Origin of the sequence: Bacillus sp. FSL K6-1145 (assembly GCF_038003425.1) — a bacterium.
Taxonomy (GTDB): Bacteria; Bacillota; Bacilli; order Bacillales; family Bacillaceae; genus Bacillus; species Bacillus pumilus.
The window spans coordinates 3,559,535-3,586,351 of the sequence record NZ_JBBOPC010000001.1; the positions used below are offsets into that span (position 1 = coordinate 3,559,535).

Annotated in this window: 21 protein-coding genes; 11 read left to right on the forward strand and 10 right to left on the reverse strand. The window is 41.3% G+C overall.

Annotated elements, in window-relative coordinates; all coding sequences use genetic code 11:
- Positions 1 to 46 precede the first annotated feature (46 nt).
- From MHH41_RS18115 to MHH41_RS18140, 6 genes are all read left to right on the forward strand, one after another.
- Positions 47 to 1,312 carry an extracellular solute-binding protein gene (locus MHH41_RS18115; protein WP_340866626.1) on the forward strand — a complete coding sequence of 422 codons (1,266 nt, stop codon included), beginning with the start codon at positions 47 to 49 and terminating at the stop codon, positions 1,310 to 1,312.
- 138 nt (positions 1,313 to 1,450) lie between these two features.
- Positions 1,451 to 2,689, forward strand: a complete 1,239-nt coding sequence (locus MHH41_RS18120; RefSeq protein ID WP_080984766.1) for a carbohydrate ABC transporter permease — start codon at positions 1,451 to 1,453, stop codon at positions 2,687 to 2,689.
- A 1-nt stretch (position 2,690) separates the two neighbouring features.
- Positions 2,691 to 3,533, forward strand: coding sequence for a sugar ABC transporter permease (locus tag MHH41_RS18125; protein ID WP_003215217.1), 843 nt, complete (start codon positions 2,691 to 2,693; stop codon positions 3,531 to 3,533).
- Positions 3,534 to 3,544: 11 nt separating this feature from the next.
- Positions 3,545 to 4,753, forward strand: a complete 1,209-nt coding sequence (locus MHH41_RS18130) for a glycoside hydrolase family 53 protein (RefSeq protein ID WP_340866627.1) — start codon at positions 3,545 to 3,547, stop codon at positions 4,751 to 4,753.
- A gap of 23 nt (positions 4,754 to 4,776) precedes the next feature.
- A complete protein-coding gene (locus MHH41_RS18135; RefSeq protein WP_340866628.1) occupies positions 4,777 to 6,843 on the forward strand; it encodes a beta-galactosidase in 2,067 nt (688 codons plus the stop codon).
- 297 nt (positions 6,844 to 7,140) lie between these two features.
- Positions 7,141 to 8,469: a CitMHS family transporter gene (locus tag MHH41_RS18140; RefSeq protein WP_003214912.1), complete on the forward strand. Its 1,329-nt coding sequence runs from the start codon at positions 7,141 to 7,143 to the stop codon at positions 8,467 to 8,469.
- Between the two features lie 45 nt (positions 8,470 to 8,514).
- Here MHH41_RS18140 and MHH41_RS18145 read toward each other — a convergent pair whose 3' ends face one another.
- The 7 genes from MHH41_RS18145 to MHH41_RS18175 form a co-directional block, all read right to left on the reverse strand.
- Positions 8,515 to 8,943 (reverse strand): DUF4064 domain-containing protein, encoded by a 429-nt coding sequence (locus tag MHH41_RS18145; protein ID WP_003214965.1) that lies wholly within the window; start codon positions 8,941 to 8,943, stop codon positions 8,515 to 8,517.
- A gap of 28 nt (positions 8,944 to 8,971) precedes the next feature.
- Complete coding sequence (locus tag MHH41_RS18150; protein ID WP_050944602.1) at positions 8,972 to 9,925, reverse strand: ABC transporter permease; 954 nt, start codon at positions 9,923 to 9,925, stop codon at positions 8,972 to 8,974.
- Positions 9,922 to 10,851 (reverse strand): ABC transporter ATP-binding protein, encoded by a 930-nt coding sequence (locus MHH41_RS18155; RefSeq protein ID WP_212045746.1) that lies wholly within the window; start codon positions 10,849 to 10,851, stop codon positions 9,922 to 9,924. The genes MHH41_RS18150 and MHH41_RS18155 overlap by 4 nt, the downstream gene beginning before the upstream one ends.
- A gap of 325 nt (positions 10,852 to 11,176) precedes the next feature.
- Positions 11,177 to 11,515 (reverse strand): zinc ribbon domain-containing protein YjdM, encoded by a 339-nt coding sequence (locus MHH41_RS18160; protein ID WP_003215145.1) that lies wholly within the window; start codon positions 11,513 to 11,515, stop codon positions 11,177 to 11,179.
- Positions 11,516 to 11,607: 92 nt separating this feature from the next.
- Positions 11,608 to 12,747 (reverse strand): glycerate kinase, encoded by a 1,140-nt coding sequence (locus MHH41_RS18165; protein ID WP_340866629.1) that lies wholly within the window; start codon positions 12,745 to 12,747, stop codon positions 11,608 to 11,610.
- Between the two features lie 31 nt (positions 12,748 to 12,778).
- A complete protein-coding gene (locus MHH41_RS18170; protein ID WP_050944605.1) occupies positions 12,779 to 14,050 on the reverse strand; it encodes a GntP family permease in 1,272 nt (423 codons plus the stop codon).
- Positions 14,051 to 14,167: 117 nt separating this feature from the next.
- Entirely contained in the window at positions 14,168 to 15,280 is a 1,113-nt protein-coding gene (locus tag MHH41_RS18175; RefSeq protein WP_340866630.1) for a CdaR family transcriptional regulator, read from the reverse strand.
- A gap of 161 nt (positions 15,281 to 15,441) precedes the next feature.
- On the opposite strand from MHH41_RS18175, the gene MHH41_RS18180 reads away from it, so the two are divergent.
- From MHH41_RS18180 to MHH41_RS18200, 5 genes are all read left to right on the forward strand, one after another.
- On the forward strand, positions 15,442 to 16,092 hold the full coding sequence (locus tag MHH41_RS18180; protein WP_251190588.1) for a TetR/AcrR family transcriptional regulator: 651 nt from the start codon (positions 15,442 to 15,444) through the stop codon (positions 16,090 to 16,092).
- A gap of 69 nt (positions 16,093 to 16,161) precedes the next feature.
- Positions 16,162 to 17,415, forward strand: coding sequence for an MFS transporter (locus tag MHH41_RS18185; RefSeq protein ID WP_212045749.1), 1,254 nt, complete (start codon positions 16,162 to 16,164; stop codon positions 17,413 to 17,415).
- Positions 17,412 to 19,739 carry an ABC transporter permease gene (locus tag MHH41_RS18190; protein WP_340866631.1) on the forward strand — a complete coding sequence of 776 codons (2,328 nt, stop codon included), beginning with the start codon at positions 17,412 to 17,414 and terminating at the stop codon, positions 19,737 to 19,739. Before MHH41_RS18185 ends, MHH41_RS18190 begins: the two co-directional genes overlap by 4 nt.
- 13 nt (positions 19,740 to 19,752) lie before the next feature.
- Positions 19,753 to 20,517, forward strand: coding sequence for an ABC transporter ATP-binding protein (locus MHH41_RS18195; RefSeq protein WP_212045751.1), 765 nt, complete (start codon positions 19,753 to 19,755; stop codon positions 20,515 to 20,517).
- A gap of 641 nt (positions 20,518 to 21,158) precedes the next feature.
- Entirely contained in the window at positions 21,159 to 22,337 is a 1,179-nt protein-coding gene (locus MHH41_RS18200) for a Rap family tetratricopeptide repeat protein (protein WP_226804505.1), read from the forward strand.
- Positions 22,338 to 22,437: 100 nt separating this feature from the next.
- On the opposite strand, the gene MHH41_RS18205 is transcribed toward MHH41_RS18200, so the two are convergent.
- The 3 genes from MHH41_RS18205 to MHH41_RS18215 are packed head-to-tail and all read right to left on the reverse strand — an operon-like array spanning position 22,438 to position 26,647.
- A complete protein-coding gene (locus MHH41_RS18205) occupies positions 22,438 to 23,286 on the reverse strand; it encodes a PRD domain-containing protein (RefSeq protein ID WP_003215356.1) in 849 nt (282 codons plus the stop codon).
- 30 nt (positions 23,287 to 23,316) lie between these two features.
- Positions 23,317 to 24,783 (reverse strand): glycoside hydrolase family 1 protein, encoded by a 1,467-nt coding sequence (locus tag MHH41_RS18210; protein WP_340866632.1) that lies wholly within the window; start codon positions 24,781 to 24,783, stop codon positions 23,317 to 23,319.
- Positions 24,784 to 24,787: 4 nt separating this feature from the next.
- The gene (locus MHH41_RS18215; protein ID WP_340866633.1) at positions 24,788 to 26,647 is read right to left on the reverse strand and encodes a beta-glucoside-specific PTS transporter subunit IIABC; all 1,860 of its coding nucleotides are present in this window, start codon (positions 26,645 to 26,647) and stop codon (positions 24,788 to 24,790) included.
- Between the last annotated feature and the right edge of the window lie 170 nt (positions 26,648 to 26,817).

Consider the following 26,817-nt stretch of genomic DNA (forward strand, 5'->3'; position numbering starts at 1 on the left):
AGCGTTTTCTTATCATCTGTGAAAAAAGAACGAGAGGGGATTACTAATGAAAAAGGGAAAATGGGCGACATTATCAGCAGTCGTTGGGACTGCTGTGCTTCTGCTTTCAGCTTGCGGACCGGGAGATGACAATTCAAGCGGAACACAGCCAGCATCTACAGGTACAAAGACCTTACTAGTGTGGGAGGATGTCAAAAAAACTGAGGGGATTCAAGACGCTGTAAAAGAATTCGAAAAACAACATGATGTGAAAATCAAAGTGGTCGAAAAAGCTTATGCCGACCAAATCGAAGCTCTCCGTCTAGATGGAGCAGCTGGGACAGGTCCAGACGTCATCACGATGCCTCACAATCAAATTGGATCAGCTGTCACTGAGGGGCTATTACAAGAAATCAAGCCAGATCAAAAAGTGATCAACTCCTTCACAGACGAATCGATTCAATCACAAACGGTAGATGGAAAACTGTATGGTCTGCCAAAATCCGTTGAAACCACTGTCCTTTTTTATAACAAAGATCTTGTCAAAAAGGCACCAACGACACTTGATGGCTGGTATGATCTTTCGAAAAAGCTGACAAAAGACGGAAAGTACGGTTTTGTTGCGAAATGGGATGAAATTTACTATGCACAAAGTGTTTTAGGCGGATCTGGAGGCTATATTTTCAAGCAGAAAAATGATGGCTCTTATGATGTCAATGACATTGGTTTGAACAACGATGGCGCCATCCAAGGCGGAGAATACATTCAAAAATTCTTTAGCGAAGGACTTTTCCCGAAAGGCATCATTGGTGAACAAGGAATCAATGTCCTCAACTCCTTATTTACAGAGAAAAAAGCAGCAGCCGTCATTTCTGGTCCTTGGTCATTTGGTCCATATAAAGAGGCGGGTATTGACTATGGTGTGGCCGAGCTGCCAACACTCCCTAACGGAAAACATATGAGCTCATTTTTAGGTGTAAAAAGCTACAACGTCTCCTCTTATTCTAAAAATAAAGAACTTGCTGAGAAATTTGTTGAATTTATCACGAACGAAAAAAATTCAAAGAAGCGTTTTGAATTAACAGAGGAAATTCCACCAGTGAAAAAACTGATGAAAGATCCAACCATTACGGAAAACGCAAATGCGGATGCTGTTTCTAAACAAACGAAATACGCCACACTGACACCGAACAATCCTGAAATGGAAGAGGTGTGGAAGCCGATTGATAGTGCATTAGGACTGATTGCAACTGGTCGTACAGATGTGAAAAAGGCACTTGATGATGCGGTCAATCAAATCGACTCTCAAATTAAAGCAAATCACTCCAAATAACCATCAAATGCGGGTAGTCTATCAAACTGCCCGTAGTTGATCTAATTTTATATGAAGTAGGTGTTAGACGTGACGGGTAACCTTGAACTAGACCGCACACACATAGTGGAATCAAAGACACACCGGAGACGGGCGCTAATGTTCTCCTTTATACCCGGGATGGGGCAGATATATAACAAACAGTACGGCAAAGGGGCACTCTTTTTCCTGTTCGGCGCCGCTTTTTTGATTGTATTTTATGATTTATTCAATATTGGCTTCTGGGGACTGTTCACACTTGGGACAATGCTGCCTCGTGACAACTCTGTTTTTCTTTTAGCAAAGGGGATTATTGCGCTGTTAACAGCTGGTTTTGGTATCGGCTTTTATGTACTCATGATGCGTGATGCTTTTATGAATGGAAAGAAACGGGATCAAGGGGTACCACTTCATTCCATCCGTGCTCAATATCATCAGCTCATCGATCAAGGCTTTCCTTACTTAATGAGCACTCCTGCTTTCTTTTTACTTCTATTTTCTGTTGTCTTTCCTATTATGTTCAGCTTTGCGCTTGCCTTTACGAACTATGATTTATATCACTCGCCTCCTGCCAATCTGATCGACTGGGTAGGAATCAAGAACTTTCAAAATATCTTTTCCATTGATATTTGGAGAGACACCTTCATTGATGTACTTGGCTGGACCGTCGTATGGACTTTGGCCGCGTCGACCCTTCAATGTGCCCTCGGCATCTTTTTAGCGGTTCTGCTCAATCAGAAGGATTTAAAGGGAAAACGGTTTTTTAGAACCATTTTGATTCTCCCTTGGGCTGTTCCGGGCTTTGTGACCATTTTGGTGTTTGCTGGACTGTTCAATGATACATTTGGGGCCATTAACAATACACTTTTTGCATCGATAGGGATTGATCCAAAACCATGGCTAACAGATCCATTTTGGAGCAAAATTGCCCTCATTGCGATGCAGACTTGGCTTGGATTTCCTTTCGTTTTCATTATGACAACAGGCGTTTTGCAGGCGATTCCCGAGGATTTATATGAGGCTGCGACCATTGATGGAGCCAATTTTTTTCAGAAATTCCGGTCCATCACGTTACCGCTTGTTCTCTATTCCATTGCACCCATCCTCATCACACAATATACGTTTAATTTTAACAACTTTAATATCATCTACTTATTTAATGGCGGGGGACCGCCTGTTGCGGGGTCAACCGCTGGGGGAACGGACATCTTGGTGTCTTGGATTTATAAACTCACGATGCAGTCCTCTCAATATGCACTCGCTGCGGCTGTCACGATTTTACTTTCAATCTTTGTCATCGCCATTGCACTCTGGCAGTTTAAGAGAACGAATTCATTCAAAGAGGAGGACATGATGTGATATGGGATCAAAACAAAACAAGCTCATTCGCCTGAGCATTACTTATTTTATCCTTTTCATTGCCTCCATTTGTATTCTATATCCACTGCTTTGGACGATCGGTGCTTCCTTTAATCCTGGAAACAGCCTTATGAGCACAAGTATGTTTCCGAAGAATCCAACGTTCAGTCACTTTACCGAGCTCTTCTTTGGCCCGGGAGCACTTTATGCAAAATGGTATTGGAACTCCATGAAGATCAGTATTGCCACAATGCTGTTAACGCTGATTCTTGTTAGCTTTACAGGCTATGCCTTCTCTAGATTCCGTTTCAAAGGACGGAAAAATGGGCTGATGCTCTTTTTACTGCTGCAAATGATTCCTCAATTTTCAGCGCTGATTGCGATTTTCGTTTTGGCTCAAATGCTTGGACTGATTAACAGCCATCTTGCACTGATTTTGATTTATGCAGGCGGACAAATTCCGATGAATACGTATTTAATGAAAGGCTATCTTGATGCGATTCCGAAGGATCTTGATGAATCAGCCAGAATGGACGGCGCAGGGCATTTTCGAATTTTCATCCAAATTATTATGCCGCTTGCTAAACCTATTTTGGCGGTTGTCGCCATCAACTCATTTACAGGACCACTGGGTGATTTCATCATCTCCAGTGTCATTGTCCGCTCACCCGAAATGTATACACTCCCGATCGGTCTGTACAATCTTGTGTCAGACAAAATGGGGGCCAGCTACACGACCTTTGCAGCCGGGGCTTTACTCATTGCGATTCCAGTCGCTTTATTGTTTCTTGTGTTACAAAAACAATTTGTGTCCGGCCTCACACAAGGCGGGACAAAAGGATAAGGGGAGATTTGATGAAGAAATGGATGCTCGTCACGGTTGTCGTTTTCTTTTTGATGGGATTAGGGATTTTACCTGAAGCAAAAGCGGATGCCATTTCCGTTCAGCCGATCAATGGACTGCAAGGTGATTTCATTAAAGGAGCCGATAGCTCCATGCTTGCGGAAGTGGAGAGAAGCGGCGGCAGATACTTCGACCAAAATGGAAAACAGGTGGACCCGCTCAAGCTATTAAAGGAAAAAGGCGTCAACTATGTGCGTATTAGACTGTGGAACCACCCATACGACAATCAAGGCCGTGCCTATAACGGCGGGACAAATGATCTCAATACAGCCATCGCTTTATCGAAACGCGCAAAAGCACAAAATATGAAAGTGCTGCTTGATTTTCACTACAGTGATTTCTGGACTGATCCTGGTAAACAGTTCAAACCGAAAGCATGGGCATCTCTTTCACAAAACGATTTAGTAAAAGCGGTTGGCACTTACACAGGGGATGTACTCAAAGCGATGAGAGCCCAAAATGCGCTGCCGAACATGGTACAGGTCGGAAACGAATTGAACTCAGGCATGCTGTGGCCGAACGGCAAAAGCTGGGGTGAAGGCGGCGGTGAATTTGACCGGCTCGCCGCTTTGCTAAAGGCTGGCACAAATGCAGTCCGCTCTGTCGATTCAAATATCAACATCATGCTTCACCTTGCCCATGGCGGGGACAACGGGGCCTCCCGTTGGTGGTTTGATGAAATCAACAAACGAGGCGTCTCATTCGATACGATCGGTCTATCTTATTACCCGTATTGGGACGGCGGATTTAGCGGTCTTACTAACAATATGAATGATATTAGCGTCCGCTATAACAAAGACGTCATCGTGGTAGAAACCGCCTACGGTTTTACAACAGCAAATGGCGACAACCTAGAAAACTCATTTAACCAAGATTCAGTCAATACTGCCGGCTACCCAGCTTCACCTCAAGGCCAGGCATCTTTTATACGAGATCTATCAGAAAAAATTTCACAAGTGAAAAACAATCGCGGGAAAGGTTTCTTTTATTGGGAGCCGCTTTGGATCCCAGCGAAAGGCGCCCCGTGGTCAAGTCAATATGGGCTGGCTTATATCCAAACAACCGGTACGGTCGGAAATGCTTGGGAAAATCAAGCGATGTTTGATTTCAACGGAAAAGCACTGCCTTCTCTAGACGTATTTAAACAAATGACACCGTAATTAATAGGATAGGACGTGACAAAATGGGAAAGCGTTACCCACTCGTTCACCCAAATGTAAACGGATTCTTACATGGTGGCGATTATAATCCAGATCAATGGCTTCATATGCCGGAGATCATTGACGAAGATTTTCGATTAATGAAGCTTGCACATTGTCAAACATTCTCCATCAACATTTTCGCATGGAGTAAGCTAGAGCCAAAAGAAGGTCAATATGATTTTACATGGCTGGATGACATCATGGACCGCTTGGCAGCACAGGGGGCACACGCCATTCTTGCAACGCCAAGCGGGGCACGACCTGCATGGCTCTCACAAGCATATCCAGAGGTATTGCGCGTCGAAGCGAACCGTCAGCGTAACTTACATGGACTTCGCCATAATCATTGCTTCACCTCAACGGTTTATCGAGAAAAAACGAATACACTCAATCGTTTGCTCGCTGAACGCTACAAGGATCACCCAGCACTGATCATGTGGCACATTTCGAATGAGTACGGTGGCGAATGTCATTGTGATCTCTGCCAGGAAGCATTTCGAGACTTTTTGAAAGACAAGTACAATCATGACCTTGAAGCTTTGAATCAAGCATGGTGGACAGGATTTTGGAGCCACACGTATAGTGATTGGTCACAAATCGAGTCACCTGCACCGCACGGGGAGCACATGATTCACGGGATGAACCTAGATTGGAAACGCTTTGTCACAGCGCAAACGATCAATTTTTATCAAAATGAAATTGAACCGCTTCGGGAATTGACGCCCCATATTCCAGTGACCACCAACTTTATGGGCGACTACCCGCATATGCGCCCATTTCTTGGACTGGATTATCATCAATTTGCAAAAGAGGTCGACGTAATTTCATGGGATAGCTATCCAGCATGGCATAGCGGCAGGGAAACAACCGCTGAATTAGCGTCAAACGTTGCCTTCGTTCACGACTTATATCGTTCATTAAAGGACGGGCAGCCATTTCTCGTGATGGAGAGTACACCGAGCCTTGTGAACTGGCATGAAGTGAATAAGGTCAAACACAAAGGCATGGCACACCTTTCTGCCATACAGGCGATTGCCCACGGATCAGACTCCGTGCTTTACTTCCAGTGGCGCCAAGGGCGAGGTGCCTCCGAGAAATTCCATGGCGCGGTAGTCGATCATTCCGGACATGAACATACGCGAGTGTTTCAAGAGGTCGCTGATCTAGGGAAACAGCTGGAGCAGCTGCAACCCATCGCGGGGACATCCGTTCAACCAGAAGTCGCCATCATATATGATTGGGAAAACCACTGGGCCATTGATGATGCACAAGGCTTAAATAATACAAACAAACGCTATGTAGAGGCTTGTCAAACTCACTATCGAAGCTTTTGGAAAAAAGGCATTCCTGTTGACATTGTCGGCATGGAAAAGGATTTCTCATCCTATCGGGTGCTCGTTGGTCCAATGCTCTACATGATCAAACCAGGCGTCGCAGAAAAAATCGAAGCCTTTGTCAAAAGGGGCGGCACTTTTATAGCGACATACTGGAGCGGTATGGTCGACGAAAATGACCTCTGTTTCCTCGGCGGTTTCCCCGGTCCTCTCCGCCATGTACTTGGCATTTGGGCTGAGGAAATCAACACATTGATGCCAGATGAACATGTATTAATGACCACAGGGAATGGACGCACCTACCATGTCGGGCAATATTGCGAATCCATACATCCTGAAACGGCCTCTGTGTTAGGACATTTTGAGAACGGCTGCTACGAAGGACAGCCAGCCCTGACTGTCCATCCTTTTGGAGATGGAAAAGCATACTATATGGCTTCCGAAAATGAGGAGATTTTTTATGATGAGTTTTACGAGGAACTCATCGCAGAAATGGAGATACAGCCCGTCCTATCAGCGGTGATTCCAGAGGGAGTCAGTGTACAAAAACGAACAGATGGCACTCAGGAATATGTGTTTATGATGAATTTTACAGAAGAGCAGCAGAACATATCACTAGATTCAGCGGAAAGCTATGAAAATATCCTGACTGATGAGCAGGTGCCAGAGAAGCTTCAGCTTGATCCTTACGAGTACATCATCTTGAAAAAATAATTTAAAAGAAGTGTTCATTCATTGGACGCTTCTTTTATTTAGATAATTCTAAATACCTATATAAATATATTTATTAGTAGAAATGTATATGAACCTTTATATTTTATCTAAATTTTTTGACATGTTTGATACCGCACCATGAATGGATTCACCATCCTTTTTTACCATTGTATAGGTATGAAAGCGGTTGCCTAATGCTCATATTTTTGATACCCTTTTTTTCAATGCAGCTGTGGGACTGCATTGTGATAAAAAGAGCAAACAAATGTAAACGGTTTATTGTAGGGGGAGGGTCTTATGTTAACGCTTGTTGGATTGTTGATTATTTTAACGATTGTTGTATTGCTGATTTGGGGGAAAGCAAGTCCAATTGTCGCCATGGTCATGGTGCCATTAATCGGGGCACTGATTGCGGGATTTGGGATAAATGACATTCAAACCTTTTTTGAAGAAGGAATTATCAAAGTATTGCCGGTGGCGACCATGTTTATCTTCGCCATTTTATTTTTCGGCATTTTACAAGATACAGGGTTCTTTGAACCTGTAATTAAAGCATTAATTAAGCTGACAAAAGGAAATGTTGTCACAGTTGCAATGGGAACTGCTTTAATTGGGATCATTGCTCACTTAGATGGAGCAGGGGCTACAACCTTTTTATTAACTGTACCTGCACTGCTGCCACTTTATAAAAAATTACATATGAGTCCTTACTTGCTGCTGTTATTAATTGGGACGAGTGCTGGATTAACCAATATGATTCCTTGGGCTGGTCCGACTGGACGGGCAGCAAGCGTCTTGAATATGGATCCATCTGAACTCTGGGTGCCGCTTATTCCGATCCAGCTCATTGGGGTGGTGCTCGTGTTAGGAATGGCGTTCTTTTTAGGAAAGAGGGAAGAAAAACGAATTCGGGTGAAAATTGCTGCAAACGAAGTAGCTGCTGTTCAACTAGAAGGCGCCGATTGGGATCGTGCCATTCAGTCTATTAGCGAAACAGGTGACGCTTCTTTAAAGCGTTATCATCTCATCTGGGTGAACCTTATTCTATTTGTCTGTGTTGTGGTACTTCTCGTGTTAAACGTAATTCCTGCTAGTTATATGTTTATGATTGGCCTGTCACTAGCACTGTTGATTAACTTTCCGAATGTAAATTTACAGATGGAAAGAATCAAGGCGCACGCACCTAGTGCACTGATGATGGCGGCTGTTATTTTCTCCGCAGGTTCATTTTTAGGAATTCTTGAAGGTACAGGGATGCTGAAAGCCATTGCGGTCGACAGTATTCATATTTTACCAGCTTTCTTACTGCCATTTTTACATATTATTGTCGGGATGCTTGGAGTGCCGCTCGATATGCTGACTAGTACAGACGCCTATTATTACGCCCTTCTGCCAATTGTTGAATCCATTACATCTGAGGTTGGCGTATCTGGTACTTCAGCGGCATATGCCATGATGATTGGGAATATTATCGGAACCTTTGTCAGTCCGCTTGCGCCTGCTGTTTGGCTCGCTGTAGGCCTGGCAGGGGTGGATATGGGGAAACATATCCGCTACTCCTTCTTTTGGATGTGGGGATTCAGTATTATCCTTCTGTTCGTGGCGATGCTAATCGGTATCATTTAAAAAAAGAAAGACATGCGTACAACGACGCATGTCTTTTTCTTTGTATTATGAAGGATATTCACTTGTGTGAATGTCTGTATTCGGCTTTCTAATAAGAGACATTAATCCAATGATAAACAATAGAACCATTGGAGCGAATGCAAGACCGATTGTTCCAATTAAAAGAGTCACAGCAGACACCAAGAAAAGAACACCTGAAATCACGGCACGGCGGTCTGTTTTCAAGAGAATAACACCGACAATCGATAGCACTGCTGCAATTCCAGAAACGACCATAAACTGCGTACCAAATGCATTAACTGAAGCTTGAAGCGTTTCAATCGGTAATGTTTCGCCTTCCTCTTGTAGCACTTCATTAATTTCATTATAAAATGATGGACCTACCGAGAGGATTAATGCTCCAAATCCAACACCAATGGCATTGAGGACAATACTAATAATCCCCATAATTTTTTCACCTTTACGACTAATCATGTGTAAACCTCCTAAAAATTTTTAAAATTTAACTGCCTGTTTTCACTTCTCGTTTTTGGAAGACAATTAAGGCAATGGCCAAGAAAATAGCCCAATAGATGACTAGGACGATTAATGAGAATCCTAGAGACATACCTTCGATAAGAGTAACCTGTTCCATAAAGTATTGGGATGGATCGTTTGCAAATAACAAATATTTTGACCAATCAAAGAAGAGCATTAAAATACCTGTAACTGATCCACCCACAATATAAGCTAACACACTAATGGCAATGGAGATGGCTTCACTTCTAAATACTGTAGAAATGGCGAACGAAAGGGTTCCCAAAACGACAAACATTGCACAATGAGCAAGATAATAATAGATCATATTTGCAAACTGCGAACGTTCAATCACTTCACCATTGTGATACACCAAATTCACATAATCAGTGCTAAGTCCAAAGAAAATAGCACCCAATATGAAGGACAAGATAAATAGCACCACAACAAGTAAAAGAGCATACAGCTGTACTGTAATATATTTAGATATTAGGATCTTTAGCCTTGATGGTGGACGAATCAATAATAATTTGATTGTACCATGCTTGTATTCAGCCGACACAATAGTGGAAGCAATAATGATCACAAACACACCTACTAGCTGAAGTAAATTGGCGTTTGTTTTCACATAATCCCATACACTGTGGCTAAACTGATCAGCTGGCGGCAAGTTATGCTTGATTCGATAATCATTAATAGCGATCTCTTTTTCAAGGTTTCTTTTAAAGAAACCAGTCTCTGTTTCTTTGAGCTCTTTCTTGTTTTCCGTATTCATCATTTCTAGCTGGGTTTTCCATTCACCTGAAGCTTGATCTTTGTCATTTGTTTTCACTACAAAGATCAGTGTAGCAATCATACCTAAAACAAGAAGTCCAACCATAATCCAAGTTCCAACACGATAACTGATCTTCATCCACTCGTTTTGAATGAGGCGTATCATACGTCTGCCTCCTTTTTACCTGTTAAGCTTAAGAACTTATCTTCTAAGGTTTGTTTTTCTATTTTGATTTCGTACAAATGAATGGACGCGCCGCTCAAATGACGAATCAATTCCGGCATTTTCTCTTCTGACAAGGAGAAGAATAAATACTGCTCCTCTTCTCTTACAGTCGTGCCTTCCTCAAATATACCAATGAGTTTCTGGGCTTCTGCCAGCTCACCAGATGCGACCTTCATTCGGTAATTGACCAAATCGTCTTGATTCGTCTCTGCACGCTGATCCTCAATCGCAATCAGCTTTCCTTTTTGGATAATCGCAAAACGATCACACATCAGTTCCATTTCTGACATGAGGTGACTTGAAACAATGACAGCTAGCCCTTCTTCCTTTGCAAGCCTTCTCAAGTAATCTCGTATCATGCGAATTCCCTCTGGATCAAGTCCATTGGTCGGCTCATCTAATATCAGTAGTTTCGGTCTATGTATAAGTGCTTGCGCAATGCCTAAACGCTGCTTCATGCCTAATGAAAACGTTCGGACACGCTTATGTTTCACGTGCTGTAAGCTGACCAGCTCTAGCAGCTCATCAATTCGCCCTTCATCCACTTTCCCATTCATTCTGGCAAAGTGAACAAGATTTTGTCTTGCCGTTAAATGATTATACATTTCTGGGTTTTCAATAATGGCACCAACATCTTGGATGGCATGCTGATATGAGGATTGAATACTATGACCATTAATCAGAATGTCACCAGATGTAATTGGAGAAAGACCAACCATCATACGAATGGTTGTTGTTTTCCCTGCGCCGTTTGGTCCTAAGAAGCCAAAGACTTCGCCCGCTTGGACAGAAAAGCTCAAGTCTTGAACGATCTTTTTCCCGTGAATATGCCTAGATACATTATGCAGTTCTAAAACGTTCGTCACGTTACCTCTCCTTCTTTGTCTAAGTATCATCTATCATCTATTTCCTGATAAACACCATGATCCGTTAAAAATAGAAGAACACTTCCATATGGTACAGCAATGCCCAAAAGTTGTGAAGGGGATTAGGCAAAATTTAGAGAATCCTCTGCCTTTTTTAAGGTAGGGTTAAGAAAACAACAATCTTTTATGTGAAAAGAGGCTTGATTTTTTTAAAATGAACCTTTTTCAACAGGTATATATGTATGGAATTTTTTTTAAGATTATTCCTTTCACCTATGAATAAAGAAATGAAAAAGAGGCCTCTACTGACAGCCTCCTTTCGTTATTATACCTTTTTCACAAACTCTGATTTTAACTTCATTGCGCCAAAGCTAGGAATTTTACAATCAATGTTATGATCGCCTTCCACTAAACGAATGCCTTTGACCTTCGTTCCTATTTTTAAAACGGAAGAAGAGCCTTTTACTTTTAAATCTTTAATGACAGTGACCGTATCCCCATCACTTAATAGATTTCCATTCGCATCTTTGACCACAAGCTGCTCCTCTGCCGCTTGTTCTTGTTCAAGTGACCATTCATGCGCACATTCAGGACAAACCAGCAGACTGCCATCCTCATAAGTATACGTTGAACTGCATGAAGGACAATTTGGTAGATTAGACATTTGTGTTTCCTCCAACTTTCTATAGCATTTCATACAATTTTACCACATTTCTATAGAAAGAATGTGATAGAAAAGGAAACATTTTTCATCGTTTACTTATTTCTTCCAACTGATATAGCAGCCGCAATATTTCGAGCGGTTCTTTCTACATGAATAGCCCCATCTCTCATTGCCTCAGAAAGAGAAGTTACACCTGGAACGATACTAAAAAGTGCATCAATGCCATGCTCATGTACGACAGCACTGTCTTTTGAGAGGGAGCCCGCGATACCAATCACAGGCCGGTGATACTGCTTTGCTGCTTTGGCTACACCGATTGGGGTTTTTCCATAAATGGTCTGCTGGTCAATTCGGCCTTCCCCAGTAATGACTAGGTCTGCCTCCTTGATGACATCATCAAACCGAACAGCCTTCAGCACAATGTCAATTCCTCTTTGCAAATCGGCGTGTAAAAAGCCTAATAAACTCGCACCAAGTCCTCCTGCCGCTCCTGCCCCTGCTGCATCTTCAAAGGATACAGTAAACTGCTTTTCTGCTATGTGAGCAAAATGAGCTAAATTCTTGTCTAACACTTGAACCATTTCTTCATCTGCACCTTTTTGAGGACCAAATACGACAGACGCTCCTCTCTTACCTGTTAAAGGATTATCCACATCACAGGCTGCCTCCAGCCGAACGGATTGCAGTCTTGGGTCAAGTCCAGATAGATCAATAGAAGCTAGTTGATGAAGGGCTCCACCGCCTGGCGATAGCTCCTGTCCTGCTTGATCAAGAAAAGCCGCACCTAATCCTTGCATCATTCCAACGCCGCCATCATTTGTTGCACTCCCGCCAAGCCCAATGATGACATGCTTTGCTCCTTGATCTAGTGCCGCAAGCATTAATTCCCCAGTTCCTTTCGATGTCGTAAGTAACGGATTGCGTTTTTCTTGCGGAACAAGGTGTAACCCAGAGGCTGCGGCCATCTCTATAACGGCCGTCTCACCGTCTCCTAACATGCCAAAAAAGGCATCGACAGGGTCACCAAGCGGGCCTGTGACTACTTGATTGATCATGTACCCGCCGGTCGCATCAACTAGTGATTGAACAGTTCCCTCTCCTCCATCTGCCATGGGAAGTTTAATATATTCAGCGTCTGGCAAAATCGCATGAAATCCTCGTTCGATGGCACATGCTACCTCATATGCAGATAAACTTTCTTTAAATGAATCTGGTGCAATCACAATTTTCATCCTAAAGCCCCTCGTTTCTTATCAAATGTCATCAGCCAAACAACTGAAAAACGCCGAAAATAATGGTCGATACGACAGTTAATGTCAAACCAATTAACGATTCAAAAGGCATGAGTTTCAACCGCTCTTTGATGTCCATTTGAACACTTCCTGCTGTTGCATGGAAAAAGCTCCCGTGCGGCATATGATCAAGCACAGTTGCACCAGCATGAATCATGGCTGCTCCTGAAAGGGCCGATACACCAAGCCCAATGAGTGTACCGCTAAATACGCCACTCGCTACCGCCGTTCCTGCTGTTGTCGAAGCAGTGGCGGCTGACATAAATATCCCTGAAGCTGGTGCAAGTAAATACGGTGGTAATCCCGAAGCATCGAGTGCTTGAATAAACACATCTTTTAAGGAAGAATTTGATACAATTCCTGCTAGTGTGCCTGTCCCTAATAACATAATCGCAACACCCGACATTTTATGAAGCCCCGACATCGCATAATCATTGAGAAACTTCCCTTTTTTCATGAAAAGAGCGCCTATAATGCCTCCGATCGGTAAGGCGATCATTGGGTCTATATTGATTTGAAAAAGCGGTCTTAAAGCCAACAATAAAATGGTGACAAGCGGACCCGCAAGTGCTTGAAAAAAAGCTGGCACTTCACCTTTGCTTAACGCGGTTTCCTCTTCAAGAACAGGTGTCCCTTTTTTTGCAAGCTTTTTAGCTAACACATATGTAACAGCCAATCCAAACACAGCCGGAATGACACCCGCAGCCATCATTGAAGTAAGCGGTACACCAAAAACATCAGAAGCGGCAATGGCATTTGGATTCGGTGACATGATATTCCCTGCCTTCCCGCCTCCAATCATGGCGAGTAAAATCCCCGTTTTTGACAGCTTTGCCCGTTTCGCAATGGCAAGTGCGATAGGCGCTACCGTGATAACAGCTACATCTACAAAAACACCCACTGTTGTTAAAATCATGGTTGCCAGTGCAAGTGCTAATAACGCCCTCGCCTCTCCAAGCTTCTTCACGATCGCCTCGGCGATAGATAAAGCTGCACCCGACTCAATTAAAACGCCAGCCAGTACACCTGCCGCCATAATTCTGAGGACAGCTGGAATCATATCCTTAGCGCCTTCCATCATGACGTTGACGGTCTGAACAATATCTACACCGCCTACCAAGCCGCCTATGAAAGCACCTGCCAGCATGCCATATGCAGGTGATACTTTTTTTAGAATAAGAACAATCGCAACCACAAGTGCCGTCATGGCTCCTAGTGTACTTACTGTCACATCTCCACTCATTTTCGATCCCCCCAAAATGTCTTTCTTTAATTGTAAGCGTTTACTAACTGGGATCGGGTTGTGAATCTAGATGAACTTTTTTCATTTATTCCTTTATTCAATTGTGCATATGCACAATTAAGATAGTTGACTCATCAACTGCGCCATATAAAGCTCCATCAACTGTTTCACATGACGGGGATCTTTTCCAGTCAAAGCTTGTATTTTATCTAAACGATATCGCAATGTATTCCTGTGAATAAATAAACGATCAACAATTCTTTGTAAATCACCGCCTTCTTTAATGTAAATTCTTAATGTGTGGGCAAGCTCCGCTTCTTGTATTATTGGCTTGTAAAAGTCAACCCAACTACTGTTTTCTTCAACAGCTCCTGCAGTAATCAATAGCCTTTCCAGCTGATAAGATTCAAAAAAATAAATACTTTCCTTCGGATCAAGAGCCTTCCCCAACCTCAAGGAATCTCTTGCGTGCTCAAAGGACAATGACAGCTGGCTTATGTCGGCGGCGACAGTCCCTATCCCCACCAGCACCTGGCCTCCTACTGCTTTTTCCATTGTTCTTTGCAGCTGCCCAACCACATGCTTTAAAAAATGATCAGAAATCGGCTGCCTTAAAAGAACCAATTCATGACGAAAGGTCATGCCAAGCAAATCATCCACATTCTTATCGTATTGAATCGCATGAATCATTTTATGCACAGCGTCTTCTGAGGATGGAACTGGCTGAAAAATGATGGCCATTCGGCGTTTATCTAAATCCATTCCCAGCCATGCAGCTCGGTTCTTTAGCTGATGATCACCAACGTCCGAATCAGAAATTAACTGATTGACAATTTCACTCTCTATTCGCTGCCGCCACTGAACTCGTTCAAGCAGAAAAGACTGCTCTAACACCAGCTCAGCCGCCATTTTCACCAGCTCGGCATGATGCCGAATGTCCTCTGGCTCACCAGTAATGCCAATCACACCAACTACTTGTTCACGAAAGCAAATAGGCAAATTGATTCCTGGTCTCACTCCTTCTAAGTGTAAGGACGCCTCGTGGTCAATTTCCACACTGTCCCCGCTTGTCAGAACAAGTCGTGCACCATCATGTTTCTGACCAATCCTGTTTCGTTCACCAGAACCAATGATGACACCATCCGCATTCATCACATTGATGTTTTTATCTAAAATACGCATCGTACGTTCAACCATTTCTTGTGCCAATTCAGTGGTTAAAAATTGCATGAGGCATCTCTCCTGAAGGTATTTTCATTCAATGTATCATAGTGTCATTGCACAATAAATGCAAAGTGTTTAAAAATGAGGCATTGACAAAGATACATTGAAAAGGGTTTAATCAAATCAAAGGACCGACCGACAGTCTAGTCAAAAGAAAGGATGGCTTTATGAGAACAGTTAAACATCCTGAAGAACGTAAAAATGACATCTTAAACGCAGCCGAAGAGCTTTTTTCTACCAAAGGCTATCAGCAAACAACGATTATCGACATTCTGAAAGCTGTTGGCATTGCAAAAGGCACTTTTTATTATTACTTTTCATCCAAAGAAGAAGTGATGGATGCCATTATTGACAGGATTATCAAAGCAGATATCATCGTGGCGAAGCGTATTGCGGCTGAGCCAGACCTTCCAGTCGTCGACAAACTATTTCGCATTATCATGGCGCAATCGCCTCAGCAAGGAAGCAATAAACAGGGCATGATTGAACAATTCCATCAGCCTTCTAATGCTGAGATGCACCAAAAAAGCTTAATCAAAGCGATTAAAGAACTATCACCCGTTTTAGCTGATGTCATTCAGCAAGGGGTGGAAGAAGGGACATTCAAAACAAAGTACCCGCAAGAAACGGTGGAATTCCTTCTTGCTTCTGCACAGGTCATATTTGATGAGGGCCTTTTTCAATGGACAGCCGAAGAGAGTATGCAGCGCGCGCTAGCTTTTATCGATATCCTCGAATCCTCATTACATGCAGAAAAGGGGAGCTTCTCCTTTCTTCTGAAACGTTTAACTGGAGAACTTGATGAACATAATCAGTGATTGGTCACTTCAATACCAATCCTGCATACATTATAGACTGACGGTCGGTCTAGAAGGAGAGTGATACCCATGGCTTTATTATCTAAAAGAGGTTCATCCCACTTTATTTACCTCGTGCTTGGACAGATTATTTCCGTTTTTGGGTCTTCCTTAATTCGGTTTGTTCTATCTTTACACGTGCTGGATATGACTCAGCGTGTTGACTTATATGCCTTACTATTCGCTTTATCCAATGTCCCGCTCCTTCTTTCCCCCTTAGCAGGCGCAATCGCTGACCGGTTTAACAGAAGGAACTTGATGATTTTATTTGATGTTCTCACCGGCATCATGATTCTGGCTTTTTATTTTTGGTTATTCTCGGGCAATGATTCACTCTTTATGATCGGAGCGGTCATGGTGCTTCTTGGTGTGATGAGTACGTTCTATGCTCCCGCTGTGATGTCGAGCATTCCACAGTTAGTAAAACAGGAACAATTAGAACAAGCAAACGGGATCGTCAATGGCGTGCAGGCACTTTCAGGTGTTCTCGCTCCTATTATCGGCGGGGTTCTGTACGGACTGATTGGAAGTCAATCCATTATAGGTGCCAGTGCCATCGTGTTTTTTCTATCAGCATGCATGCTTTTACGGTTAAACATATCCTTCTCACCTAGCCCCCTAACGGAAACTATGGGCAAAGTGCTTGTAAAAGATATGAAACAGGGATTTTCCTATATTGGCAGTCAGCCATTTTTAAAAAGAGCCATGTTGCTTGCTGCAATGTTAAATTTCATCCTCACGCCCTTTTTTATCGTAGGTGGTCCAATCATTTTAAGGGTCACAATGAAAAGCAGTGACATCATGTATGGTGTAGGCATGGGCTTGATTGAGTTCGCTGTCATCGCAGGAGCTCTGCTAGTTGGACTTGTAGCAAAGCATTGGCGCATCCCTACTTTATATCGCTGGCTGATCGTCATCGCGATCATCTTGCTACCTGTCGCATTCTCTACATCCAATACAGCTCTTCAATTTGGCACTTATCCAGCTTATTTTCTCTTTCTAGCAGGATGTCTTCCGATTGCTATGCTTCTTACAATGATTTCAATCGTTGTGATTTCACATGTTCAAAAGAAAACGCCAAATAGTCAATTAGGAAAAGTGATGGCCAATCTGACAATGGTTTCTCAATGTGCTGCCCCGCTTGGTCAAATGATGTATGGGTTCTTGTTCAATACGTTTTCAGCAAACATGTATGTGACAGTACTAATAGTCAGTATTTTCATGTTTGCCCTTGCCTATTTAACAAAAAATATGCTGCAACATGAAGGAGAATCAGCCTCATGAGACTGACGTTTATAAAGAAGGACTTAACCCGCCACCGTCTCATTTCCATCGGTTTAACCATATGCATTATGATGACATCATTTCTAGCAACAAGTGCCGCTCAAATGACAGTACAACTGAATGGTTCCATTTCTAATCTGCTCCATTCAGCCAAGGCACCAGACTTTGTCCAAATGCATGACGGCAGCCTAAAGGAAAAAGATGTTGAGGCATTTTCAAGCAAGCAGTCCATGGTAAAAGCACATCAAATCGTCCCAATGATTCCGATTGAACATGCAAATATCAAATTCGGAAACGAACCCGCCAAAGCAGGTGTGATGGATCATTTATTTGTGAAACAAAATCGTTATTTTGATTTTCTTTTAAATGAACAAAATGAAAAGCTCACTGTCAGTAAAGGTGAAGTGGCTGTCCCTATCTATTTTCAGCAAAGATATCATCTCAAAATAGGAGGAACGTTACTGATTGGGAAAGGGTCTAATCAATTCTCTTTCCGTATTAAAGCATTCTTGCGAGATGCACAAATGAACCCCAGTCTTGTTAGTTCGAAAAGATTCCTTCTTCATCACAAGGATTGGGACGCAATGAATCAAGTGTTTCATAAAAAGGAATATTTAATTGAATTTTTACTGCATGATGCCGCGCAGGCAGATGCCTTTCAAGCAATCTACCAGTCATCACAGCTTCCACAACAAGGTCCAGCTGTCACATTACCTTTGCTGCGTATGCTGAACGCATTGACAGATGGAATGGTGATTGCCATTCTCCTACTTGTTTGCATGCTACTCATCGGTATAGCTCTTCTCTCTCTTCATCTTGCTATGACGGCTTCTATAGAAGAGGACGAACGTGAAATTGGAATATTGAAGGTGCTTGGGATTCCTTTAACAAAAATCAAGCAATTATACGTTGGAAAGTATGCCTTCCTTGCTGGTATAGGGTGTATAGCAGGATATGGGTTAACTCTTATATTTGGTGATATGTTTACAGCCAATATTCAGCGATACATGGGGAATCAGCCTTCTTTTACTTATTGGTTCATCCCGCTTTGTGTTTCTATTGTGATGGCAATGATCATCATTTCTTGCAGCTATACTGTCCTAAGGAAGTTTGGTCGAGTATCAGCCGCTCAAGCACTTCAAGGTAGCGTTATTTCAACGAATGATAAAAAACAAATACCCTTGCATCTCAAGAAAAACAGGTTCATATCAGTCAATATTTGGCTTGGTTTAAAAGATCTGTTATCACGAAAGAAGTTGTACACAACGATTACTTGTATTATGGCCCTTTGTACATTTTTGATGCTGCTGCCTATTCAGCTATGGTACACCTTACAATCGCCGGATTTCATCACATATCTTGGCTCTGGTCAAAGTGACCTTCGAATTGATATACGACAAGGAAATCATCTAAAGGAAAATACTAATAAAATAGAATCAATGATCCGTGAAGATCGAGATATTCATGCATCAGCCATATATGAAACAACTTCTCTTCAGGCAAAATCAAAGGAGAATTCATTAGAAACACTCTATTTAGAAACAGGTAATCTCTCAGTATTTCCTCTCACCTATTTACAAGGGAGACAGCCTTTAAAGAAAAAAGAAATTGCCTTATCAGTGCTCAGCTCAGATTCACTCCAGAAAAAGGTTGGAGAAAAAATTACTCTCGTAACAAACGGGCAGGAAATTCAAAAAACTGTGACTGGCATTTATCAGGATGTCACCAACGGCGGGAAAACAGCAAAAGCAATATCACAGCCATTTCCTCAAACAGCTCTTTGGAAAACTATTCAAATCCAACTAAACCAAGGAGTAGAAATTGCGAAGAAAAAGACAGTATTTGAAAAAGAGATATCTCCTGCAAAAGTGACAGATATGAAAGAATACGTTCATCAAACAATCGGCAGCACAGCATCTTTAGTAAAAGTCGTTGCATTTTTGTCTACATTAGCTGCTTTTGGAACCGCCAGTTTGATGTTATTCATGTTTCTGCACATGTTAAAAGCAAAAGATTCAAGCCGAAACCATTTATTACGAACGATTGGATTTTCTAAAAAAGATGTAACAGTACAATATATCACAAGTTTTATCGTCGTTATCTCTTTGGGCACATTTATTGGCACGATCACTGTCCACACGATTGGACCAGCTTTAATGAGTGTAGGTGGAGCATCCTTAGGGGCATCAAGCCTACAGTGGCTAGCACCACAATGGGTGTCAGTTGTGTACCCAATCACACTATTGATTGTCAGCTTAGCTTTAACTGCTTCGTTATTGAAGACGTTTTTTACTAGTCAAACTACACGTCATACACTTTCATAAGGAGATGTTTCACATGGAACACTTGATTGAAACAAAGCGATTGTCTTTGCAAATTGATTCTTTAAAAGGACAGAAACAAATCATTCTTAAAGATATCCATTTATCGATAAATCCCGGGGAATTTATGACCATTATGGGACCTTCCGGATGCGGGAAAACCTCCTTGCTTTATCAGCTTAGCGGGATAGAATCAGCCTCAACAGGAGAGATCAAATATAAAGGCAGTTTATTATCAGAAATGACAGATAAACAGTTAACTGCTCTGCGTTTAACAGATATGGGATTTGTCTTTCAACACAGCCACTTACTAAAAAATCTTACTCTATTTGATAACATCATTGCTGCAGCTTACTTAACAAAGAAAAAGCCAAGAAAAGAAGTGAATGAGCGAGCTAGATATTTAATGGAGAAACTTGATATTGATCATTTAGCAGATAGATATTTGTCAGAAGTATCAGGAGGTCAGCTTCAAAGAGCCTCTATCTGTCGAGCACTTATGAATGAACCAGACATTCTTTTCGCTGATGAACCAACAGGTGCTCTTAACTCCCATGCAACGAAGGAAGTGATGAATATATTTTCGAAAATCCATTCTGAAGGAGCGACACTACTGCTTGTCACACATGACCCAAAGGTTGCTCTTCGTTCTGAAAGAATCATGTTTATGAATGACGGAGAAATAACGGCTAGCTTACATTTAGGGAGATATGATGATGAGTCAACTGCCGAGAAACGGGAGACCAGATTAAATCAATGGCTTCAAGATTTAGGGTTTTAAGTTGGAATAAAACAGGCAGCCTTTCTGCCTGTTTTACTTTTCCTGGCACTCAAATGAATAATCCATAGACAAACTATTAGTCTCTAGTATGATTTTGCCGCCTACTTGTTGACAAGATTCTGTCAGCAATTCGATTTCTTTGCTATAAAAGTATCTCTTTGACATATACAGAGTCACTAAAACAAGTAACAGCGTCGCCATAATCACTGTGATTTGCCAATTTAAGTTTTTAAATCTTTTTTTCATATCAACATCCTTTCCAACAGACTAATTTTTGTCTGCTTCTATCCGTTTCTATTCCAAATTTGATCTAGCATCATCATAACTGATTTTCTTTAATAGATCGACCTTCCAACTTACCCACCGATTAACTAAAATCTCTTTATTTGTAATATACCAGTGATATTTTTGATCATAATCATAAAATCCATTGTATATATTTCTTTTTTAGACGATTAAAAAAAGATTTTAATCATTTGTATAAACATTCAATCACCATTACAATTTCGTACATCACATGACCATAGGTCCTTTTTATTACCTCTTGGCAATCACCTCACAGAAATGATTATATTCTTCCAAAAATTGTGATATCGTTTTTTAGTGAAACAGGTGAAAGGATCTTAAAGAGGTGAAATTTCATGGCTATCATTTCTGCTGAACAGGTGGGGAACCGTTTAAATGATTGGCGAATTGCGATTCGCAAACATGATGTACAAAGTGCTAACGCAATGTACACAGAATTAAAGCAATTGCTTCAAGAAATGGAAGAGAATCAGGAGGTATTGACTTATTATTCATTGCTAGAAGGCAAGTATAAACTCATGATATATGAACGAAGAGGTAAAAAACTGAATGAACAGACAGAGTTAGATTGCCCCTCTAAAACAAACGACTTAATTGAATACTATTTTTACCTATACAAAGCCCTTTACGCTTCATATAACAGAGACTATGCATCAGCCATTGGACTGTTTAAAATTGCCGAGAAAAAACTGCAAAACATTCCGGATGAAATAGAAGTAGCTGAATTCCATACGAAAATCGCAAACTTATATATGCTACTTCGTCAAAGCCTAATTTCTCTTCACTATATTCAGAATGCTATAGATATTTTCAAAAGTCATGAAGGATATGAAAGAAGATTAGCGACAGCCATTGTCATCGCCGCTGCTAATTATATGGATATTGGCGACTTCACAAGAGCAGAAAACTACTACAAAAAAGCATTACACATCGCTGACAATCTAAATGATCATTTTCTAACTTCACAGCTTTTTCATAATATCAGTATTCTGTATGCCGAAGCTGGAGAATCGAAGAAATGTATCGATGCCCTAGAAAAGGCTCTAAGTGATGAAAACTACCTCTCATCATGCTATTTCCATCACACCATGTTTATGTTAGTCAAAGAGCTGCTCTCTATTGATGAAAGAACACAAGCTCTCTATTACTTCGAATTGGTCAACCAAAAACACGAATCAGAGAAATGCCCCATCTATACAGCAAAAATGAATTTGCTTTACCATCTATATTTTACTGAGGATATGTCTCAAAAAGCTCAAGCCTGTTTCGAGGAAATCAGCATTCTAAAAGAGTTAAAGGATGCTGAAGGTGCCTGTGAATTAAGTGCACTAGCTGCAAAACACTTTGAAGATTTAGGTGCCATTCATCAAGCCTATCTCTTTTTGAAGGAAGCCTATCACATGAACCATCCTATATTTGAATGGAGGAATTCTAATGAAAAAAATGAGTTTATTGATCCTTGCTTTAACCATCGTTGTTTTCGGACAAACAGTGTCTTTCAATTCGTTAAATGAGACGAATCCTGGCACAACAGAACGACCTATCGGAACTTAATATAAAAATTGATCACAGCAAAGAACCACTTGCCTGATCACAAGGCAAGTGGTTCCACCATTATTTTAATTGCTGATAAGATATGAGGCGGTGTATATGTACCGCAAGATAAGTAAGCTCATCATTAGGAATGACGATACTATGCACCTGTTTAATATAATCTTTGATTTTAAAAGCAACATCCATCGCCTGAGGATACAAGTGTGCAATTTGTTCAAACAACTCATTTTCTTGATCCGACAGTAATTTATTTGCATAAAACCTCTCTACAAAGAATTTCACATGTGTAATGAACCGACTGTAATGAATATTATCTTGGTCCATTTTCATATTCAATGTATAGCGCACAAGATTGACAATGCTCCCGATCATTTTGGCATATTTCATGCTATCTTTTGAATCGGATTCTTCACCTAATGCATTGATTAGGTGAAAGGCGATATTGGCAGCTTCTTCTTTTGGTAATTGTATGCCCAATGTATCATTTACTAACTCAAGAGCGTACTTCCCTACTTCAAATTCTTCAGTATAGTAATTTTTGATTTCCCAGTACACGCGATTCGTAATATTAATATTCTTTTTATGTCGTTCAACAGCAAAATTCAAATGATCCATTAAGGTAAAATAAACGCCTGAATTTAGATTTGAATTTAACCGTTTTTCTGCATATTGGACGATGCGCTGAGTTAAATCGATAAACTCTTGAGGCATAGAATCTAACAATTGAAGAAATTCTTTTGCTCTCATGTTATCGACTGACATAAAGACTTGGTCCGCTTTTTTCTCTTCTATCATTTGACCCGGTTTCTGTCCATAGCCAATCCCACGGCCAAACAAAACCATCTCCTGTTGGTTCTGATCTTCAGCCAGGACCACACTCGAGTTTAAAACTTTTTTGATTTTAAACATCGTCATCACCTATTTTCATGATTGTGGTGTTCAATCAAGCGCTTCACCATTTGTCTCAATGACTTTTTGGTACCAATAAAATGAGTCTTTTCGAGATCGTTTTAATGTTCCGTTCCCATCATCATCTTGATCTACGTGAATAAAGCCATAGCGTTTTGACATTTGTGATGTACCTGCACTAATAATATCAATGGAGCCCCAACTCGTATATCCAAAGAGATCGACGCCCTCTTCAATCGCTTCTCTCATCTGACGGAAATGCTCTTTAAAATAGTTAATCCGATAGTCGTCATGGATAGAGCCATCACTTTCAACTACATCCTTTGCACCCATTCCATTTTCGACAATGATAAGAGGTTTTTGATAGCGATCATACAGTTCGATTAAAGAAATTTTCAGACCAACCGGATCAATTTGCCAGCCCCAGTCAGTTGAAGGCAGATAAGGGTTTTTGACTCCTCGAATCGTATTTCCTTCTGTCTGTTCTAACCCTTCTTGAGCTGATTCAGTTAAAGACATATAGTAGCTAAATGAGATGAAATCGACTGTGTTTTCTTTTAGAATGTTGAGATCATCTGCTTCCATTTGAATATGAATATTTTTTCTCTCAAGCATCCGTGTAATCAGTGGCGGATATTCGCCAAACACCTGAACATCTGCATAGAAATAGTTTTCTAAGTTTTGTTTTAAGGCTTGTTCCACATCATTCGGGTGACACGTATGCGGATACGTTGTCAATTTTGTCAGCATACACCCAACTTGGCTGCCTGGAATAATACGATGGCAATCAGCTGTTACAAGAGCAGATGCAACAAATTGATGATGAAGCGCTTGATACACCGTCTCTTCTACTTTACCTTCTGGGCAACGATCAGGAATAATTCCTGCTGTAATAAATGAGTGGCGGTGAATACTATCAATTTCATTAAAGGTGAGCCAATATTTCACATCATGTTGATAACGTTCGAAACAAACATTGGCGAACTTCACAAAGAGATCGACCACTTTTCTTTCCACCCAGCCGTTATATTTCACACTAAGGGCTAAAGGCATTTCATAATGAGAGAGTGTCACAATCGGTTCTATATTGAGTTTTTTCATTTCGGCAAATACACGATCATAGAATTGCAGCCCTTTTTCATTTGGTTCAGCTTCTTCTCCAGTAGGGAAGATCCGACTCCACGCAATAGAAATGCGAAGTGTTTTAAAGCCCATTTCAGCAAATAGAGCCAAATCCTCTTTATAGTGGTGATAGAAATCAACACCTCTGCGTTTAGGGTACTTTTTATCATCTGGGTCTTTTATTGCACGTTCTAAATTTTCAGAAGTCACAGCAAGATGTCCTTCATAATCTTCTACACTTAAATTGGAACGATACATTGCAATATCTGCAACTGATGGTCCCTTTCCATCTATATTCCAAGCGCCTTCTGCCTGGTTGGCGGCAATTGCGCCGCCCCATAAAAACCCTTTTGGAAAACCTTTAATTGTTGTCATATGTTTAGCCTCCTAATTGTGTGACAACCATCAATGTATCTTGACGATTGACCTCTTGTAATGGCTGTACCTTTATATCATATTGATCTGTATTTGTGATGACAGCAAGTGTAACTGGATCATAACCTGCAGCTATAATTTTTTCTACATCAAATTCAATCAGTAAATCTCCTGCTTGAACACGTTCTCCTGCCTGCACTTTTGGATGAAAATACTGTCCTTGCAGTTGAACGGTATCAATGCCAATGTGGAATAGTACTTCAACCCCTTGGTCCGTTTTCATACCAAGTGCATGATTTGTTTCGAACAGCATGGTCACCTCACCATCTACTGGTGCGTAAAGCGCTCCTTCTGAAGGGACAATGGCAATTCCGTCTCCCATGACCTTTGAAGAGAAAATATCATCTTTTACTTCAGATAGAGAGATCATTTGACCAATCACAGGACTTTTGAATGTTTCACCTGCTCCAATTTGTTCAGTAAATGCCGCTTGATCATTTGTCTTTTCTTCTACTGTTTTATCCTTACCTAATACAAAAGCAGCGATAAAGGCGACAATAAAGGAAATGACTGCTCCAATGACAGCAAACATTAGATTTCGTGGGAGCTCATCTGATATAAACATCGACATACTTGCTAATCCAGGGCCAACAAGTACAAAGGCTTGTATACCAACTAATCCAATGAAGATCCCGCCAACAAACGAACCAATCATGACACTTCCAAGGACTCGCTTATTTTGAAGTGTCACACCATACAAAGCAGGCTCTGTGATACCAAAAAATGCTGAAATTCCTGCCGAAATGGCTGTTGATCTGAGTACCTTGTCTTTTGTGCGTAGTGCTACTGCGAAACACGCTCCACTTTCCGCAATATTATGTGCAAGTGATGCTGGCAAATAAAGTGCTTCTTTCCCAAGGGTACCCATCGTTGTGACTGCATACGGGACCATCGCTTTGTGCATACCTGATGCGACCATGAATGGAAGGACTGCTGCTAAAATCGCGACAGCTACCCATCCTACTGTATTAAACATTGCAAGAATGATGGATGAAAAACCTTGTCCTGCTGTAAAACCAATCGGTCCTAATAGAAGTAATGTAACTGGTACAGTAATGACTAATGACATCATTGGAACAAAGAAAATCCGAATTGGTTTTGGTGAAAATCGTGTAAAGAATTTTTCCATTTGAGCGTATAGCAATACAGAAAGGATTGCTGGGAACACTTGATACGCATAAGCTATATTTTTCACGTCGAATGACAGCAATTGCGCACCTTCAGTAAGCATAGTCGTCATATTCGGAAGAAGAAGCGCGCCGACTGCTGATAATGCGACCAGTGGATTTACCTTTAGTTTATTCGCCGTCGTTACAGCGACTAGTAAAGGCAGGAAGTAAAGCGGTGCGTCCCCTACCATGTTCAATATTTGATAGGTTTGACCCTTTGCATCCATCCAGCCTAATAGAGAGAAAAGGAGAAGAAATGATTTTAAAATCCCTCCGCCTGCGATAGCTGGAACAAGCGGCTGGAAGACACCGACAATGAAATCTAACAGAACTGTGCCTATTTTTCTTTTTTCTTTTGGCTGATTAGATGGCACGACTTGCCCCGATGAGCTGCTGCCCATTAGTCTTGTTACCTCTTGATACACTTCAATCACGTCATTCCCAATCACCACTTGGCATTGTCCTGACATTCTGACAGCTATGACACCTGGTGTTTTTTCTAGTGCTGGTACATCTGCTTTTTTCTGATCAATTAGTGTGAAGCGAAGTCTTGTGGAACAGTGCTCAAGATGCGCAATGTTTTCTTTACCACCAACATGCTTTAAAACGTCTTTGGCAACCTGTGTGTAATCCATTGTTTCTCCCCCTTTTCTCATACATGAGACCTATATTTTGGCAATAAAAAAAGGACCTAAAACGACAAATTAAAGAAACTCATCGTTTTTAGATCCTGCCTGCATGACCAGTCACATGTCTAATTTATTTATATTGGATTTGTTTTTAGTATATATCGATTATATGAAAG

What these genes read in the sequence shown, in the direction of transcription:
- MHH41_RS18115 (WP_340866626.1), top strand. Translation starts at nt 47, where the DNA reads ATGAAAAAGGGAAAATGGGCGACATTATCAGCAGTCGTTGGGACTGCT.
- MHH41_RS18120 (WP_080984766.1), top strand. Translation starts at nt 1,451, where the DNA reads ATGTTCTCCTTTATACCCGGGATGGGGCAGATATATAACAAACAGTAC.
- MHH41_RS18125 (WP_003215217.1), top strand. Translation starts at nt 2,691, where the DNA reads ATGGGATCAAAACAAAACAAGCTCATTCGCCTGAGCATTACTTATTTT.
- MHH41_RS18130 (WP_340866627.1), top strand. Translation starts at nt 3,545, where the DNA reads ATGAAGAAATGGATGCTCGTCACGGTTGTCGTTTTCTTTTTGATGGGA.
- MHH41_RS18135 (WP_340866628.1), top strand. Translation starts at nt 4,777, where the DNA reads ATGGGAAAGCGTTACCCACTCGTTCACCCAAATGTAAACGGATTCTTA.
- MHH41_RS18140 (WP_003214912.1), top strand. Translation starts at nt 7,141, where the DNA reads ATGTTAACGCTTGTTGGATTGTTGATTATTTTAACGATTGTTGTATTG.
- MHH41_RS18145 (WP_003214965.1), bottom strand. Translation starts at nt 8,943, where the DNA reads ATGATTAGTCGTAAAGGTGAAAAAATTATGGGGATTATTAGTATTGTC.
- MHH41_RS18150 (WP_050944602.1), bottom strand. Translation starts at nt 9,925, where the DNA reads ATGATACGCCTCATTCAAAACGAGTGGATGAAGATCAGTTATCGTGTT.
- MHH41_RS18160 (WP_003215145.1), bottom strand. Translation starts at nt 11,515, where the DNA reads ATGTCTAATCTACCAAATTGTCCTTCATGCAGTTCAACGTATACTTAT.
- MHH41_RS18165 (WP_340866629.1), bottom strand. Translation starts at nt 12,747, where the DNA reads ATGAAAATTGTGATTGCACCAGATTCATTTAAAGAAAGTTTATCTGCA.
- MHH41_RS18170 (WP_050944605.1), bottom strand. Translation starts at nt 14,050, where the DNA reads ATGAGTGGAGATGTGACAGTAAGTACACTAGGAGCCATGACGGCACTT.
- MHH41_RS18175 (WP_340866630.1), bottom strand. Translation starts at nt 15,280, where the DNA reads ATGCAATTTTTAACCACTGAATTGGCACAAGAAATGGTTGAACGTACG.
- MHH41_RS18180 (WP_251190588.1), top strand. Translation starts at nt 15,442, where the DNA reads ATGAGAACAGTTAAACATCCTGAAGAACGTAAAAATGACATCTTAAAC.
- MHH41_RS18185 (WP_212045749.1), top strand. Translation starts at nt 16,162, where the DNA reads ATGGCTTTATTATCTAAAAGAGGTTCATCCCACTTTATTTACCTCGTG.
- MHH41_RS18190 (WP_340866631.1), top strand. Translation starts at nt 17,412, where the DNA reads ATGAGACTGACGTTTATAAAGAAGGACTTAACCCGCCACCGTCTCATT.
- MHH41_RS18195 (WP_212045751.1), top strand. Translation starts at nt 19,753, where the DNA reads ATGGAACACTTGATTGAAACAAAGCGATTGTCTTTGCAAATTGATTCT.
- MHH41_RS18200 (WP_226804505.1), top strand. Translation starts at nt 21,159, where the DNA reads ATGGCTATCATTTCTGCTGAACAGGTGGGGAACCGTTTAAATGATTGG.
- MHH41_RS18205 (WP_003215356.1), bottom strand. Translation starts at nt 23,286, where the DNA reads ATGTTTAAAATCAAAAAAGTTTTAAACTCGAGTGTGGTCCTGGCTGAA.
- MHH41_RS18210 (WP_340866632.1), bottom strand. Translation starts at nt 24,783, where the DNA reads ATGACAACAATTAAAGGTTTTCCAAAAGGGTTTTTATGGGGCGGCGCA.
- MHH41_RS18215 (WP_340866633.1), bottom strand. Translation starts at nt 26,647, where the DNA reads ATGGATTACACACAGGTTGCCAAAGACGTTTTAAAGCATGTTGGTGGT.